General features: G+C 54.3%; 13 protein-coding genes. 9 read left to right on the top strand and 4 right to left on the bottom strand.

Going from position 1 to position 16,231, the window contains the following annotated elements; all coding sequences use genetic code 11:
* Positions 1-403 precede the first annotated feature (403 nt).
* Both ACCI51_RS02035 and ACCI51_RS02030 read right to left on the bottom strand, forming a co-directional pair.
* Positions 404-1,285, bottom strand: coding sequence for a polyphosphate kinase 2 family protein (locus ACCI51_RS02035; RefSeq protein WP_371842416.1), 882 nt, complete (start codon positions 1,283-1,285; stop codon positions 404-406).
* A gap of 49 nt (positions 1,286-1,334) precedes the next feature.
* Complete coding sequence (locus ACCI51_RS02030; protein WP_371842415.1) at positions 1,335-3,872, bottom strand: plasma-membrane proton-efflux P-type ATPase; 2,538 nt, start codon at positions 3,870-3,872, stop codon at positions 1,335-1,337.
* A 624-nt stretch (positions 3,873-4,496) separates the two neighbouring features.
* On the opposite strand from ACCI51_RS02030, the gene ACCI51_RS02025 reads away from it, so the two are divergent.
* Positions 4,497-5,006 (top strand): FMN-dependent NADH-azoreductase, encoded by a 510-nt coding sequence (locus ACCI51_RS02025; protein ID WP_371842414.1) that lies wholly within the window; start codon positions 4,497-4,499, stop codon positions 5,004-5,006.
* Positions 5,007-5,218: 212 nt separating this feature from the next.
* Here the strand turns inward: ACCI51_RS02025 and ACCI51_RS02020 are convergent, their stop codons facing one another.
* Positions 5,219-6,859, bottom strand: coding sequence for an alpha-glucosidase (locus tag ACCI51_RS02020; RefSeq protein WP_299586654.1), 1,641 nt, complete (start codon positions 6,857-6,859; stop codon positions 5,219-5,221).
* Positions 6,860-7,060: 201 nt separating this feature from the next.
* Positions 7,061-9,781, bottom strand: a complete 2,721-nt coding sequence (gene malT / locus ACCI51_RS02015; protein ID WP_371842413.1) for an HTH-type transcriptional regulator MalT — start codon at positions 9,779-9,781, stop codon at positions 7,061-7,063.
* 581 nt (positions 9,782-10,362) lie between these two features.
* On the opposite strand from malT, the gene ACCI51_RS02010 reads away from it, so the two are divergent.
* The 8 genes from ACCI51_RS02010 to ACCI51_RS01975 all read left to right on the top strand — a co-directional run bounded on the left by ACCI51_RS02010 (position 10,363) and on the right by ACCI51_RS01975 (position 16,220).
* Positions 10,363-11,013, top strand: coding sequence for an MBL fold metallo-hydrolase (locus ACCI51_RS02010; protein ID WP_371842412.1), 651 nt, complete (start codon positions 10,363-10,365; stop codon positions 11,011-11,013).
* Positions 11,014-11,059: 46 nt separating this feature from the next.
* Positions 11,060-11,671 (top strand): DUF2799 domain-containing protein, encoded by a 612-nt coding sequence (locus ACCI51_RS02005; protein WP_371842411.1) that lies wholly within the window; start codon positions 11,060-11,062, stop codon positions 11,669-11,671.
* A 76-nt stretch (positions 11,672-11,747) separates the two neighbouring features.
* A complete protein-coding gene (locus ACCI51_RS02000; RefSeq protein ID WP_371842410.1) occupies positions 11,748-12,176 on the top strand; it encodes a hotdog fold thioesterase in 429 nt (142 codons plus the stop codon).
* A gap of 19 nt (positions 12,177-12,195) precedes the next feature.
* Positions 12,196-12,903 carry a M48 family metallopeptidase gene (locus ACCI51_RS01995; RefSeq protein WP_371842409.1) on the top strand — a complete coding sequence of 236 codons (708 nt, stop codon included), beginning with the start codon at positions 12,196-12,198 and terminating at the stop codon, positions 12,901-12,903.
* Positions 12,904-12,946: 43 nt separating this feature from the next.
* Positions 12,947-14,314, top strand: coding sequence for a 23S rRNA (uracil(1939)-C(5))-methyltransferase RlmD (gene rlmD, locus ACCI51_RS01990; RefSeq protein ID WP_371842408.1), 1,368 nt, complete (start codon positions 12,947-12,949; stop codon positions 14,312-14,314).
* Between the two features lie 155 nt (positions 14,315-14,469).
* Positions 14,470-14,838 (top strand): DUF2750 domain-containing protein, encoded by a 369-nt coding sequence (locus ACCI51_RS01985; protein WP_299586672.1) that lies wholly within the window; start codon positions 14,470-14,472, stop codon positions 14,836-14,838.
* A 55-nt stretch (positions 14,839-14,893) separates the two neighbouring features.
* Positions 14,894-15,277 (top strand): VOC family protein, encoded by a 384-nt coding sequence (locus ACCI51_RS01980; protein WP_299586675.1) that lies wholly within the window; start codon positions 14,894-14,896, stop codon positions 15,275-15,277.
* A 13-nt stretch (positions 15,278-15,290) separates the two neighbouring features.
* Positions 15,291-16,220 carry an SDR family oxidoreductase gene (locus ACCI51_RS01975; protein WP_371842407.1) on the top strand — a complete coding sequence of 310 codons (930 nt, stop codon included), beginning with the start codon at positions 15,291-15,293 and terminating at the stop codon, positions 16,218-16,220.
* Positions 16,221-16,231 lie beyond the last annotated feature (11 nt).

Below are 16,231 nucleotides of genomic sequence, written 5' to 3'. Positions count from 1 at the left end.
CCAGGTTCCGATAGATTTCTGCTTATAGGGAAAATCTACACCAAAAATCCTAAGCGTTTACCTACAGATGTTGGATGGGGGAATATAGTTACAGGGCTCCCCTTGAAATAAAAATACCGAAAAGGTGTTTTCTACTCTTATTTTTTAGAGCATCTTTCGGTCAAGGGTTTTTCGATACACCACGTAATGCAAGGTTGATATTAAGGGTTGGTGATATTTTTCGATGGATGCTTCCTGGCTTTGAATATCATGTTTATCAATATATCATCACTCCGTCGGATGTTACGGACTTTACGTTTATATGGGGTTCCATTCTGGGTTCTGAAATACATTCTAAGGGTGTCAAACATAGTACCTGCATTCAACTCTGAAGTGCATCAGTTAATCACCTGGAAAAGAACGGTCAGCCGTTCTTTCTACTTTTAGTGGAACTCTCCAACAGGCCCTCTTTTTCCTCCAAGTTGTCCAGTTTGAAATATTTTCGCTTTATTTCGTTAATATCTACACTGGGTTTTGGAAATCTCATGCTTAAGGATTCCATGGCGTCAGCTACTATAGAGGCAACAGCCAGATTCCTAAACCACTTATGGTTAGCTGGAATCACAAACCAAGGTGCGTGGGGTTTGCTACACCGTTTAAAAACCTCCTCGAAGGCTTGCGTATAAGGGTCCCAGTAGCTGGCTTCCGTATAATCACTTTCACTAATTTTCCAGTGTTTACTGGGATCGTCGATGCGTTGTTTAAAGCGTTTAAGCTGCTCATCTGCATCAATATGCAGAAAAAATTTCAGAACCAGTGTTTGTTGATCTGCGAGCAATTCTTCGAAGTGATTGATATGATCATAGCGCCTGGACCAGATACTCTCCGGTACCATATTATGTACCCGCTGGACTAAAACATCCTCGTAGTGCGAGCGATTAAAAATAGCTACATGCCCCTGGGCTGGAGTTACTTTATGGCAGCGCCAGAGAAAGTCATGGGCGGCTTCCTCTTTGGAGGGTTGTTTGAAACTGGTAACCGTACACCCCTGGGGGTTCATGGCCCCGAGGACATGGTTGATGGTGCCATCTTTACCCGCTGCATCCCGCCCCTGTAGGCAAATTAATAGGGAGCGCTTGTGTTCGGCATACATCAGGTATTGCTGAGCGCGAATCCTTTTATCTAGTTGATCAATGATCGGTTGCGCTTCTTCTCGATTACTGTAGCAGTCTTTAAAATTGGCATCGATATTGTCTAGTTGTATTTTGCTTCCGGGTTTTACCTGGAATGCTTCGAAGCAGTTCATAATTTTCATTCTTTATTTTGTGTTAAATAGTTCAGTGGTTCGCGGCGGGTTAGATATCCTGTAGACGGCGATAAAGTAGTTTTTTTATCAGGTCCAGTATAAACATCCACAAAATCATATAGAGCCAAACGAGCCCAATAATCCGCCAGGGTATTGCGGGTACCAGCCAGCCAAAACCACACATTAATACCGTCAAAATCTGGGTGCTGATGATGGCTATAAATAATTTCATTGCGGGTAACGGCTTGGAAAAAAAGGCGGCACGGGAACGCACGACAAATAGTAGTAAGTGACCGCCGGCGACAATCTGTAAAAAGATAATTGTTTGTATTTGGGGTTTACTCAATGTAATCCAAGATTGCCAGTGACTGTTTTGTAGCCACTCCATACCAATCAACAGTAACCCCATAGTTTGCGCAATAGAAAAAACGCCGATAATGGTTGATCCCAATAATAAATCGCGCATTTCCCAGTGAACCGGCTCTTTTGGTAAGAGGGTATTGTCGTAGGCGATGGTCATAATGGGGATATCGTCGAGTAATGCCACCAGTACGATCATTACCGGAGTGAGAGGAGAAAACCCGAAGAGAATGGTGGCAAAGACCACCACTACCATGATATCCAGCGTCATGGACACTCTGAAGAGCACATAATTAATAATACGTTCAAAAATTTTGCGCGACTCATCAATGGCATCCACAACAGTAGAGAGGCCTGGTGCGGTAAGAATAATGGCAGCGGCAGCTCGGGCAGCATCTGTGGCGCCACTTACGGCGATACCACAGTCGGCCTGTTTCAGGGCGGGAGCATCGTTCACGCCATCGCCGGTCATTGCTACCTGGTGGCCCCGTTCTTGTAGAGCTTTTACGATTGCGTATTTGTGCTCAGGAAAAACGCGGCCAAAGCCGTCGGCGCGTTCGACACAATCGACCACTTTCTTGGATAAGTGGTCCATGTTTTCTGAGTCAGTGAACACATCGGCGGCGGCATAAATATTTTGACCTATACCCACCTGAGCGGCAATTTCCTTGCCGATGGCGACATCGTCGCCGGTGATCATTTTTACCTGCAGGCCGTGTTCCCTGGCCCGACTAATGGTCTGTTTAGAGTCATCACGAGGCGGGTCCTCTAAAGATAAGATGCCAAGAAGTTCCCAGGTTTTTCCATCACTGGAGCGCGCTACGCCCAGAGAGCGTAAACCCCGAGCGGCGAGTTCTTGAACGCAGGCTGAAGCTTTCCCTTTGGCTTCACTGCTGAGCTGACTTAACGCCATCACAGCCTGGGGCGCACCTTTGCAAAAAAACAGGGTATTTCCGCTGGCATCTATTACCTGCGCCTGTGCCCGCTTACTCACCGGGTCGAAAGGAGTGAATTCTTTGAGTTGGTAATTGTTCAGCGCACTCTGATCCTTGAGGCCGCTGAATATCGCCTGATCGATGGGGTCACTTGAGCCTTTTTCTGAGGCGATTGCAGCGGCGAGGGTTAATTGCTCTGGATTATCAGCGGCAAACAATTTGGGGTCGTGGAGGCTCAGTTGGTTCTTAGTGAGTGTCCCCGTTTTATCTGAGCAGAGAATATCGACACCGGCAAGCTCCTCAATAGACTCTAATCGCGACACTATCGCTTTTTTGCGGGACAGGGCCAGGGCGCCGAGGGCGTTAGTGACGGTAATCACCGAGGGCATGGCCACGGGAATTGAGGCAATTAATAGCACCAGGACTGTACGTAAAATATTAATAATGTCCGACCAGTGCCAACTGGGGGCCACCACTATATCCCGATAGAGCTGGGTACCTACCAGTAACAAAGCCAGCACCAGGCACAGCACTATCAGGAAATCGCCAATATGAGTAACGGCTTTTTGTGAGTGGGAGGCGCCTTGACCGGCACCGGCTACCAGCTTTGCGGTGCGGCCAAAAAAAGTATTGCGCCCGGTGCCAATAGTAACGGCGATCATTTCGCCGCGCTTGGCAATACTACTGGAATAACCGATGTCACCTATTTTTTTGCTGACCGGCAATGACTCACCTGTAAGGGCAGCCTGATCGATACTGATAGATTTACCTTCGAAAAAGCGCACATCTGCGGGCACAACCTGGCCGAGCTTAATTCGCACTATATCCCCGGGAACCACATCGGCAGCGTCAATGGTATGAAAACTACCATCGCGCAACACTTCCGCCTGCGGCGCCATACTGGCCTTGAGCGCGGCCAGAGCATTGGAGGCCTTGTGTTCCTGCCAAAATCCCGCTATCGCGTTGTAAAGTAGTAGCGCCATAATAATGGCGAAGTCTGGCCAGTGACCGATAAGTGCCGAAAGCAGGGCGGCGGCTTCGATCATCCAGGGAATGGGTCCCCAAAAAAAACGCAGAAACTTGAGTAGTGCGCTTTGTTCTTTCTCCTGGATGCTATTGGGGCCATAGCGTTGCAGCCGTGACTCGGCCTCGGCCTGGCTTAACCCCTGAGGCGAGGTGTTGAGTGCCTGGTATACGGAGGGAAAATCGGCTTTCTGCAGGTCAACCTGGGAGCCTTTTAAGTCGGCTTTATTGGCGTTTCCGCTTTCGGATTTTGGTCCGGGTATTGGCACGGATTGATTCCGCCTGTTGAAAATAATTTCCCGTCGAATGGACCGCCTGTCAACGACAGTTGGGGTTAAATACGGCTAATCATTCTTTAATGATTGGGCGGCGTATTCATATTATTTGAACATTATAGGCTGTGATCTGACGGGCACCCGTAGCTAATAGTTTTCACCTTGATCAGCTTAAAGACATCCTTTATTAAAGGTGTCCAGGCTGAAGTCCCAAAAGGCTTTAACGCGTGCTGAATTGCGCATTTGAGGATGAGAAAGTAACCAGAAATGGCTTTGGAACTCTTTAATCTCGCATAGTTTCTTTAGTTTGTAAGGTTGCACCATTTTTTGGTCCCCTTCGGGTAAAATGCAAAACCCAGCTTTGCATTGGCTGCGCTCTGTAGGGAGCCGTGATCTGCCACGGCTATCGGGTATCGAAGATCGTTCTAGTCCATCATTTTGCGCTTTTGCAATTATTAATTGCAAAAATTGATAATTGAGTTGCCAATATGCAGAGATCATGGTCTCCGCATCACTGCTATTTACTAGCTGGAGAGACTATGAGTCACAAAATTCTTGCCATTTATGCCTCTGCCGTAGGGGGACCACTCGACTTCCAGGTCACTGGCCGAGCACTGGTTGTCACGACAGACTGCCACTGAAGTCACCGAATTGGATTTAAGTGTTAATCCGGTTCCGCATTTGAGCGGTGGAATGGTAAGCGCCTTCTTCACCCCTGAGGAACAGAAAAGTGCAGCCCAGAAAGCGCTAACGGAGTATTCGGACAACCTTATTGAACAGGTCAAAAATGCAGATACGGTATTGATTACAGCACCCATGGATAACTTTGGTAGCCCATCTACTCTGAAAGCTCGGTTTGATCACTTAGCGCGGGCCGGGGTGATTTTTACGTACACAGAAAATGGGTCAGAGGGTCTGATTAGAGATACCAAAGTGGTATTGGTTACGACATCTGGCGGTTTCTATAAAGATTCTGTCATTGATTTTCATGTTTCCTACATCAAGCATTTTTTCTCATTTATTGGCATCGACGATGTCGCTGTCATTTATGCCGAAGGGCTGAATATGAGGGATGAGCACAAAGAGATGGCCTTAACTCAGGCTAAGGTGGCTCTTGAAGCGATCTGATCTATGAGGCGCACAGCAAAGTTAAGCAAAATAAAAAAGCCGGCTTTGGGCCGGCGAAGAAGCGGACGTCGAAAGGATAAGTGACGCTGCAGAGAGACAGAAAAACTAACCAATAGCCGTTGGGAGAGATACTGTCGTTTTTCTGAATTGATCGCCGGTGGCTATAGGCACCGGCGTAAGTAGCTCTTCCCCGAATTGTTAAAAGCCTGCGATCAAGGGATGCTTTGCAGCACACAGGCGCCGGCGGGGGGGAGAACCAGTGTGCTGCCACTGTGCTCCTTGGCAAACAGGTTTGGAGTAATATCCTCGGCACCGACAAATGCTTCTGGCAAGGAGAATACCTCTTCCGTCGCCCCCAGGTTTAGGACCACCAGGAGTCTTTCTTTTTCGGTGTGCCGTACGAACACCATTAAGTCGTTGTCCGTATCGATCACTTCCTGTTGCGCGGTCGCCAGGCTGTTTGGTAGATGTCGGTGCCACTCGATCAGCGCACGGAACTGGTTGAGCATGGAGTATTGACTGTCTTCCTGCAGGTTTACGGCAAGGTTCTGGTGCTCTTCTGAAACCGGCAGCCAGGGTTTGCCGGTAGTGAAGCCGGCGTTATCTGCACTGGTATTTGTCCAGGGCATGGGTGTGCGGCAGCCGTCGCGACCCTTGAACTCCGGCCACAGATTAATGCCGTAGGGGTCGACTAAATCCTCAAAGGCAATATCCGCTTCCGCTAATCCCAATTCCTCCCCCTGATACACACAGACGCTGCCGCGCAGTGTCAGCTGCATCAACAGAAACAGAGGCGTGCGTTTGTGCGCGAGTGCCGGGCTAAAGCCGCGGTTCCAGCGAGTAATGGAGCGCGGTACATCGTGGTTACTAATGGACCAGCAGGGCCATCCTTTTTCAATTACCGCGCGGTTCTTTTCCAGGGTTTCGCGCAGGAATGGCGCGCTGCAGTCCTCGGTTAATAAATCGAAGGAGTAGGCCATGTGCAGGCGCTGGTCTGTAGTGTATTCGGCCATGATTTTGTGGGTGTTGTCGTCGCCCACCTCGCCCACGGTAACGGTGCCGGGATATTGATCCAGCAACTTGCGCACACGCTGTAAAAACACCAGGTTTTCTGGCTGGGATTTGTCGTTCTTGTGCCATTGGTAATCGTAGTGATTGACCGGGGGCAGCCCTTTCTCGTCCAGCTTGAGTGGGCGCGCGGGATTGTCGTTGAGGGCTTGCTGATGGAAGATAAAATTGACGGCGTCCAGACGGAATCCATCCACACCCCGGTCGAGCCAGAATTTCATATCCGCCAGTAGTTGCTCCTGCACCTCGGGGTTGTGCACATTGAGGTCCGGCTGCTCTTTGAGGAAATTGGCGAGGTAATACTGGCGGCGGCGGGTGCACCAGCGCCAGGAGCCGCCACCGAATACGGATACCCAGTTGTTGGGCGGGTTGCCGTCGTCTTTAGGGTCCTGCCATACATACCAGTCTGCTTTCGGATTGTCGCGACTGGCACGGCTCTCTTCAAACCAGGGGTGACGGTCGGAAGTGTGGCTCAGGATCTGATCGATAATGATTTTCAGACCGCGGGCGTGGGCCGCTTCGATCAATTGATCGAAATCCTGCAGACGGCCAAAAATCGGGTCCACATCGCGATAGTCCGCCACGTCATACCCGAAATCGACCATGGGGGATTTAAAAAAGGGTGAAATCCAGATGGCATCGACGCCGAGGGACTTCACGTAATCCAGCTTTTGCGTAATACCGGGGAGATCGCCGATACCATCGCCATTTGCGTCGCAGAAGCTGCGGGGATAAATCTGGTAAATAACGCTGTTACGCCACCACTCGGTACTGTTGCCGCTCATGGATTACTGCCTTGTTTCAATATTCGATGCGTGGGGCGGGCCCACCCTGATTAAGGATGGGAGGAGTATGGCTGAGGGTGGGGCCGCCTTCCTCCTCCCCGCAGAGGGGGGGAGAGGGGGCGTTTGGCGGGCATTGATCGGATTACTACCGGCGGGCACAGGTAATGGGCGCCAGCACTTCCCCGTTGGCACGGCGATGGTTTATGGCTGGGGACGGTCCTGTACTGAGCGCAGCATCTGCTCGGCCAGGGTGATGGCCTCCTGGCGGTCTTTGACATCCAGTTTTTGATAGAGGCTGCGAATATGGGTCTTGATAGTACTTGCCGCCACCTTGAAGTGGCGCGCGATACGCTCATTGGATAAGCCCGAGTGAATCGCGTTTAACACCTGCCACTCTCGTGGGGTCAGGGGGGAGTGGCGCAGAAAGTCCGGCACTGCATCACTGGCGAGAATCTCGCGGATTATGGTGTCATCCAGTTCTATTCGGATACCGCCGTCCAGTTCCGGCTGCTGCTGGGCAAGCTTGATCAGTGTCTGGGCTTTGCTGGCAGATTTTTCATCTAAACCATGTTCCAGGGCGGCTTTGAGGATCACGATCAGGGGCTTGCCTATCTGAAGGAAACTGGCACGGAAACCCCTTCCGGCCGCCAGTTTCAGGGCCTCCGTAATCGCCTCTAGCGCCCCGTTATGCTGCTCGCGCAGCCACAGAAGGTGGGATTCCAGCACACGGTTGCGCAGGCGATCGGTGACCAGGCCGCACTCCTTGGCGACGAACTGCAGGCGGCTCAGCAGGCGGTTGGCGTCAGACCAGCGATGTAACTCGATCAGCGCGCGAACATGATTGCGCCCGTGACACTGTTCAAAGTGATTGCTTGGCCTGTCCGCGACGGGTACGGCCTGTTCCAGCCAGCAGGCGATGGCCTGCTGGTAACCCAGGGCGCGCCAGGTGCGGATACGGGCGGCATCGGCATTGGCAATCCAGTCGCGGTGATAACGGCCATCGGAGAGTAGGCGCTCTATGCGTTCCAGCCATTCGAGCGACTCCGCTTTTTCGCCGCGCGCCTGGGCGATTTTTAACAGCAGGGTGTATTCGGGCAGCAGCCAGTGTTCGCCCACTTTGCGGTTGATCTGCATTCCGCGCCGGGCGGATTGCTCAGCGCCTTCCAGGTCTCCATGTTCCCACTGCAGCTGGCCGCGCAGGCGACAAACAAACTCGGCGATAGGCAGGGTGGAGAGGTGGTGTTTTTGCACCAGGTTGTACACCTTGTCCTGCAGCGAGGCTGACTTTTGCAGAAGCCCCTGGGCGAAGGCGATCTCGGTCTGCTGGCAGATGGCCCAAGCGGCGCTGGGAATATCCCCCTCGGCGATCGCTAGGGCTTCCACTTCCTGCATGTGGGTGCAGGCGGGTTCTAGTGCTCCCAGGCAAAAGCTGGTTTCGCCGGTCACTAATAGGGCGGAGATGCGCTCTCCCAGCTGTTCGGGCTGTAAAAGCCCCAGGGCCTCTTCGGCGTACTCCTTGGCCTGCAGAGTCTGGCCGCGGGCGATAGCCACCTGAGCGCGCATGGTGGCAAAGGCCCCTTCAAATTGGCGCCACTGCTGCGAGTCCTCCCTTTGCAGCCAGCTCTCGGCGGCAGCGAGTGTCTTTTCACAGTGGTCGTAGTCAAAATTCTCCCGCGCCATTTTCGCCGAGAGCAGTGTGAAGCGCGCGCTCTTTTGCAGCGATTCACTGCCCAGCCATTCCAGGCCATCGCGCAACAGGCGGGACTGGCCCCCGCGCAGTAGTGTTTCCCCGCGGGAGTTGAGCAATTGGCTCAGTCGAGCGCGGTCGCCACCGGCAAGCGCGTGGCGCAGGGCCTCCACCGGTTGTTCCATTTCCTGCCAGGAATCACAAGCGAGAGCGTGCAGGTCCAACAGCTGCTCTCGATTGGTGAGCTGGCGCTGCAGGAAGCGGGCAAATACTGGGTGAAAGCGGAACCACTGGCGGCTGGAGTCCTGTGCTTGCAGGAAGAGACCGCGCCGAGCCGCCGCCTCCAGAAGCTGCTGGCCGTCGCTGCGGCCGCTCAGGCGCTCGGCCAACTGGGCGTTGACCCGGGTGAGAATTGAGGTACGCGCGAGCAGTTCGCGCAGTTCGGGCTCCAGTCGCTCCATTACTTCCTCGGCCAGGTAGTCGAGGATATGGCTGTGGCCCTGCTCCAGTTCCGCCAGGTAGCGGTCCACCTCTTCGCGATTGCGTACCGAAAGTGTGAACAGTTGCACTGCCGGTGGCCAGCCCTCACTGAGTTGATGCAGTTGTGCGGCGCGATCGGCATCGAGGTTAAATGGCAGGCGCTGCTTGAGCAGGCGCGCGATTTCCTCAGTATTTAAGGCCAGTTGATCGCTGCCCAATTCCAATAGGCGGCCCTGCACACGCAGGGTTGCGAGCCCCAGGGGTGGTTGGCTGCGGCTGTTGAGTATGATCCCGACGCCGGCGGGGGCGTGGCGCAGCAAAAAGCGGGTGGTGTCGTGTACCACCGGGTTATCGATATGGTGGTAATCGTCGAGCACGATGCGCAGCTCACTGGGCAGGCTGCGCAGTTCTGCCAGCAGGTGGCTGATGATGGTCGTCGGGTCCGGGCACTGTGGTGCCGCCAATAGACGACAGGTTTGTGGCAGACCCTTGCCGGTGGCGCGGTGCACGCTCTCAACCAGGTAGCGACAAAACTGGCTCGGCTCGTTGTCGCTGGCATCCAGGGTGTACCAGGCTACGGGATTTTCTTGATTGGAAGCCCAGGAGGTGACCAGCGTGGTTTTGCCATAGCCTGCCGGCGCGGTTACCAGTAGCAACTGGTCGCTGTGGCCGTCGCCGAGCAGCGACAGCAGTCGCGGGCGCACCAGGGTATGCTCCGGGCAATCCGGCAGGCTGTATTTGGAAGTTAATAGCATCGCTGCGGGCAGGATCGTTTTAAACGTCTGATTTTTATACAGAGGGTATTATGCACTAGCGGGGTGCTTTTGTGACAGGTTTGCACCGGGCTCTGCTCTTGCCTATTGGATTCGCTTCGGCGCCCGCTGTGAATTCAATGAACCCCATGGATGCCTAGAGCGGTCGGCGCGGAGAACATCGCTCTGTGTTTGCCGCAACCGATGCAGAGTTACCCGGCAGAGGCACCGGCTTTTCCGGCCGGTATCCATCGCCGTAGGCGCGGGAGTTTTTACGCCGAGGGTGTATCTTGGATCTCCGCAATGTGCCCCAAACGCGTATTTTTTAGTAAAAAAACACTGACCGAATACGATGATGTTTTCAGATTTTCCTGTTTTATAAGGAAAATCACGTTACTGCCGTTTCTGCTATGGCGAATCCTGTGCGATAACTGGCCGCGACCTTATTGCGGCACCTCGTCACCTTGATGCCTTGTGGGCTGGTGAAAAGGAAGTCTCCTTGGCATCCGTGCAGCGATCTGGGTCGACACACGGGGTATACTCCCGGCACTAGTCACTGCTTCCCAACAGGATGGATCTCGCTTATGTCGCTGCAATATTACTCGATTCCGGTCACGCCCTTTCAGCAGAATTGCACTCTGCTCTGGTGCGAAGACAGTAAGCGTGCGGCGGTAGTGGATCCCGGTGGCGATCTCGACAAGATCCTCGCCGCCGTCGAGGAGCGCGGACTCAAGCTGGAAAAGATCCTGCTCACCCACGGCCACCTGGACCATGTAGGCGGTACGGCGGCACTGTCCAAACAGCTGCAGCTGCCGATTGAGGGGCCCCACAAAGGCGATGATTTCTGGATTGAGCAGTTGCCGATGCAGGCACAGATGTTTGGTTTTCCCTCGGTCGAGGTGTTTACCCCGGATCGCTGGCTGGAACAGGGCGACACCGTCAGTGTCGGCGATCAGACGCTGGAAGTGCATCACTGTCCCGGCCACACCCCAGGGCATGTGATCTTTTTCCACCGCCCGAGCAAACTGGCGCTGGTGGGTGATGTGCTCTTTGCCGGCTCTATCGGGCGCACCGATTTTCCTCAGGGGGATCACGATACCCTGATCCACTCGATTACCGAGCGCCTTTGGCCTCTGGGCGATGAAGTGCAATTTGTGCCGGGCCACGGGCCTATGTCCACTTTTGGCCAGGAGCGCCAAACCAACCCGTTTGTCGCCGATAAGCGTTTTGGGTAACGGCGAAGACACGGAAAAACAATAATTACCCGGGGAGACGATTCCCATGCCTGCAAAACTGAGTGTATTGCTGTTGGTTTTTGCCATCGTCAGCAGTGGTTGTGCAGTAATTTCCGAGGAGGAGTGCCGCACCGGGCTCTGGTATGAGCGCGGTGTTCGCGACGGAGCCCGCGGGCGCTCTCAGGCCCTGGTCTACGATATCGCACAGGAATGCCAAGGCCACGAAGTGTATGTGGACAGTGAGGCTTGGCTGCGTGGGCATGAAGAGGGCGTGGAACAGTTTTGCACCGCCGAAAATGGTTATAAGCAAGGGCGTCAGGGGCGTAAATACGAGGGTGTATGCAATGGCCCCAGCGCCGATATCTTTATGCAGCACTACCAGCGCGGCCTGGCCGAGTATCGCGTCGCCCAGCAGTACCACAATTTGTTGTGGCGTCGGGATAATTTAGAGCGCGAGCTCTATTCCCTGCATCACGCCCTCCGGCACAGCGATAGCGATAGCCAGAGACGCGCACTGCATTTCCAGCACAGCCGACTCGAATGGGAGCTGCGCCTGCTGGACTTGGAGCTGCACCGCTACGGGCTTTTCGGCCCCGAATATTTCACGCCCGGTTTCTATCCGCGCGGCTTTTTTTCATCCGGTTTTTTTTACTGGTGAATAAAAGGGCTCTGCGGGACTGAGAAATACGATGTTCCCCGCGAGCCCATTACAGATTTTCAAGAGAGTTATTCCCATGGCAATTTGGCACGACACCCCCACCCTGGAAGAAATTAATCAGGGTACCGCGCAATGTATGCCCGGCCACCTGGGCCTGGAAATTACAGAAATCGGTGAGGATTATCTGGAGGGAAAACTGCCGGTGGACCACCGCACCCGCCAGCCTTTTGGCATTCTGCACGGCGGCGCCAATGTCGTGCTGGCGGAAACCCTGGGTTCCATCGGGGCGAATCTGCTAGTGGACACCAGCAAGTTCTACTGTGTGGGTCAGGAAATTAATGCCAACCATCTGCGCCCGGTGCCGGAAGGTGAAGTTACCGGCCGAGCCAAACCGGTACATATCGGGCGCACCAGCCAGGTCTGGGAAATTCTGATTTATGCACCCAATGGCAAGTTGAGTTGTATCTCCCGTATCACTATGGCAGTTGTGGCTCATGGCGGTTAGTTATTTGGGGGCGGTCTAAGTGCGTGAGGTTCGGGAGTTTATTTTTGAAGATATTCCCTATCGCCTGGTGCGCTCGACACGGCGCAAACGCCTCGGTTTGGTACTGGTACAGTCCGGGGTGGAAGTGCGTATTCCACAGCGCTGCGCCGCGCGATATGGCCACGAATTCCTGCAGGAAAATATCCAGTGGGTGCGCGCACAGTTGCTCGCGGCAAATCAGCGCGCAGCGCAGACACCGCAATACTGTTTTGAATTTGGTGAATTTTTTCCCTGGCTGGGTAAATCGCTGCCATTAAAACGCGCGTTGTACAGCCGTGAAACGGCTATCGCTGAGGGGGCGATCCATCTCTATACACGCGCCACCACACCGACGGCAGATCAGGTGCAAGGGGCATTACAGCGTCTCTACCAGCGTGAGGCCCTGGCTCTGTTAACCGAAAAATCCCAACAGCTGGCGTCACAGTTAGATTTGCCGTTTTCCTCGGTGCGGGTACGTCGTACCAGAAGTAAATGGGGGCACTGCAGTATTTACGGTGATTTACAGTACAACTGGTTGGTGTGCCTGGCCCCCGAGGCGGTAGTGGACTATTTAGTTGCCCACGAAGTTAGCCATCTGCGCCACCACAACCACGGCCGCGATTTTTGGCAGCTTGTGCAGAGCGTTTGCCCCCGTTTTAAGGAACTGCGCCGCTGGCTGCGCGACAACGGCCACCGCCTCACAGTGTAGGCGGCGCTTACATTTCAGATGTTTTGAATATTCAGCAATTTCTATGAGCAAAAAACCGCGCTTTATTACCCCGCGTAAAACAGTAAAAAAACCATTGCCCACCCAGGCTGAAACCACGGTGGAAAAATTTAGTCACGATATGCGCGGTCTCGCCCGAGTGGGCAAGAAAACGGTATTTATCGATAACGCACTGCCTGGGGAAAAAGTGCAGTTTCGTTACAGTGCCCATCGCTCCCGCTTCGATGAGGGTGTTGCCGGCGACATTTTACAGGCCTCGCCGCAGCGCTGTGCCCCGCGCTGTCCTCACGTGGCGTTGTGCGGTGGTTGCTCACTACAGCACCTGCAGGCCGATGCGCAAATTGCCGAAAAACAAAAAATCCTATTGGATCAGCTGGCCCGTTTTGGCGGTATTGAACCGGAGGAAATCTTATCCCCTCTGGTTGCCGAGCCCTATGGGTATCGGCACAAAGCGCGCATCGGCATTCGCCAGGTGAAAGCTGGGAAAGGCAAGAAACTAATTTTCGGCTTTCGTGAGAAGCGCAGCAATGATTTGACCGATATCGATGAGTGCCATGTTTTGCACCCCTCTATTGCGCAGCAGATACCCACTCTGAAGCAATTGGTGGCGCAGAGTGACGGGCGCGCGTATTTTTCGCAGCTGGAAGTGGCGGTGGGCGACGATGCGGCAGCCCTGGTGTTGCGCCACCTGCAGCCCCTTTCGCAGAGGGACCGGGAAGCCTGGCTGACCTTTGCAAAAAATACTGGTATACACATGTATATACAAGCTGGTGATGCTGCGACTATGCAGCGTTTGTGGCCAGAAGGTGGTGACGCCTTGCTCAGTTATCACTTGCCGGAATTTGATCTGACTCTGCGCTTTCAGCCGATGGATTTCATCCAGGTAAATTTTGAAATTAACCGCTTGATGGTGAACCGCGCCGTACAGCTTCTCGATCCACAAGCGGACGAACGCGTGCTGGATCTTTTTTGTGGACTGGGCAATTTTACCCTGCCGCTGGCGCGCCGGGCAGCAGTGGTCGTCGGTATCGAAGGCGCCGGTGCTCTTACTCAGCGGGGCAAGGAGAACGCAATTCTCAACCGACTGGATAATGTGCAGTTTCACACGGCGGATCTGAATGCTGAGATGGTAAAAAAAGCCTGGGCCAGCGGTGGCTTCGATAAAATTCTTCTGGACCCGCCGCGCGATGGCGCCCTGCAGGCGGTGCGTGGTATCGCCCGTTTCAAGGCGCGAAAAATTGTGTACGTGTCCTGCAACCCGGCCACGCTGGCGCGGGATGCCGGCGAACTGGCGCAGTTTGGTTACCGGCTCAAAAAAGTCTGTGTGATGGATATGTTTCCGCAAACGGCCCATGTGGAATCCATGGCGGTCTTTGAGCTGGACCCCCAGTGAGGTGAACCCTTTGTTCCAGGTGGCCGAATGTCATTTAAAACGTCCCGGTGCGGAAATATGAAACGGTTTTGTCGGGTGCCAACACAGTGGCCTGCGCATTGGTGCCGCGGGCAAACTGACGTAAACTGCGGACAAACCTATTAAGCGAAGATGTTATGCAAAGCGAACCCCTAACCGATGATTTTGAAGAAAACTGCGCACGCTTTTTACCAGAGGCTGTCGAGCAAGGCTGTGTCTGGGCGCTGCAGGGGGAAGAGGGTTTTGCACTGTGCGAATCGGAAAAGCGCGCCCAGACGGAGGTGATGCCTTTCTGGTCTCAACAGGAGTTTGCTCAGGCCCACTGCGTGGGCGACTGGGCGGATTACCTGGCGGTGGCTATCGACCTGGAAGAATTTATGGACGACTGGCTCACTGGGATGCACGAGGATGTACTGTTGGTGGGGCTGAATTGGAATGATGATTTGGAAGGTGTGGAACTGGAGCCGATCGACCTGCTGGAACAATTGGAGCAGGAGCTGCAGTAAGCCACGCCAGAGTGCCTCAGAGAGCGGATAAAAATTCAACAACAGGGTGTCTCAAATGGGGCAGATTCTCGGCCTGCACACCGTTATTTACGGTGTGGCGGATATTACAGAGGCGCGTGCCTGGTATGCGCAGCTGCTGCAACAGGAACCCTATTTTGACAGTGATTGCTACGTGGGTTTTCGGCTCGGCCACAGTGAACTGGGCCTGAATCCGGATGCCCGCAGTGCAATCAGCCGCGCTGATGGGGTCATCGCCTACTGGGCGGTTGCGGATATAGCCGCGCAGGTTGAGCGTCTCGGAGCCATGGGTGCGCGACAACACAGTGAAGTGGTGGATGTTGGCGAGGGCGTGCTTATGGCGAGTTTTCTCGACCCTTACGGCAATATCTTCGGGTTGATCGAGCAACCACAGGTCCAGCCGGAGGATTCGAACCAGTAACGGAGCAGTCCCCGTGAACAAACCGCCAGTTTCCAGTTTTCGAATATCTGCCGATAGTTTTGCAGCAGAGAGCCTCGCGCAAATCGGGCGAGGCTATGTGGCGCCCGACCGAGTCGCACTGATCACCGGCTGTTCCAGCGGTATCGGCCGCGAACTGGCTCTGACGCTGCACCGCCGCGGCACCATTGTTATTGCCACCGCGCGTCGCCCGGAAAGCCTGCAGGATCTGGCTGACCAGGGCATCGCCACCGAGGCCCTGGATGTCAATTGCCAGGCGGATATCAACCGTGTGTTACACGCCCTTAAAGCCGCCTATGGACGCCTGGATATATTGATTAACAATGCCGGTTACGGGCAGATGGGCCCGCTGCTGGAATTGGATACCCGCTCCTTGGAGAATCAGTTCCGCACCAATGTGTTCGCGCCTTTGGCTCTCGCCCGCGCCAGTGTGCCGCTGATGCGCTCTGGTAAAGGGGCCGTGATTTGTAATATCGGTTCTGTGTCCGGCGTTTTGGCGACGCCTTTTTCCGGTGCTTATTGTGCTTCCAAGGCCGCTCTGCACACGCTGTCGGAAGTATTGCGCCTCGAATTAAAGCCTTTTGGGATTCGGGTAATGACGGTTCAGCCGGGAGCCATCGCCTCGGAGTTTGGCCGCCATGCCGAGGTATCACTGCGCGGCCTCTTACCGCCGGACTCACTGTATAAGCGCCAGGAAGAGGTGGTGCGAGCCCGCGCTCAGGAGTCCCAGCAAAATGCCACACTGGCCAGTTCCCTGGCGCGCAAGCTGGTGCGGGAACTGTTGCGCAAGCGCCCGCGCACCCTGGTTCGTATCGGTAATCGCAGTAGCCTGCTGCCCTGGCTAGCGCGCTGGTTGCCGCGCAATTTATGCGATTGGATTTTATTGCGCCGTTTTAAATTGCATCGCCTGGCGCACAAACCCTAACCGGCACTGTG

The sequence above is a fragment of the Microbulbifer echini genome, from assembly GCF_041447225.1.
In the GTDB taxonomy this organism is placed as follows: domain Bacteria; phylum Pseudomonadota; class Gammaproteobacteria; order Pseudomonadales; family Cellvibrionaceae; genus Microbulbifer; species Microbulbifer echini.
This window is presented reverse-complemented; position numbering and strand designations above follow the sequence as displayed.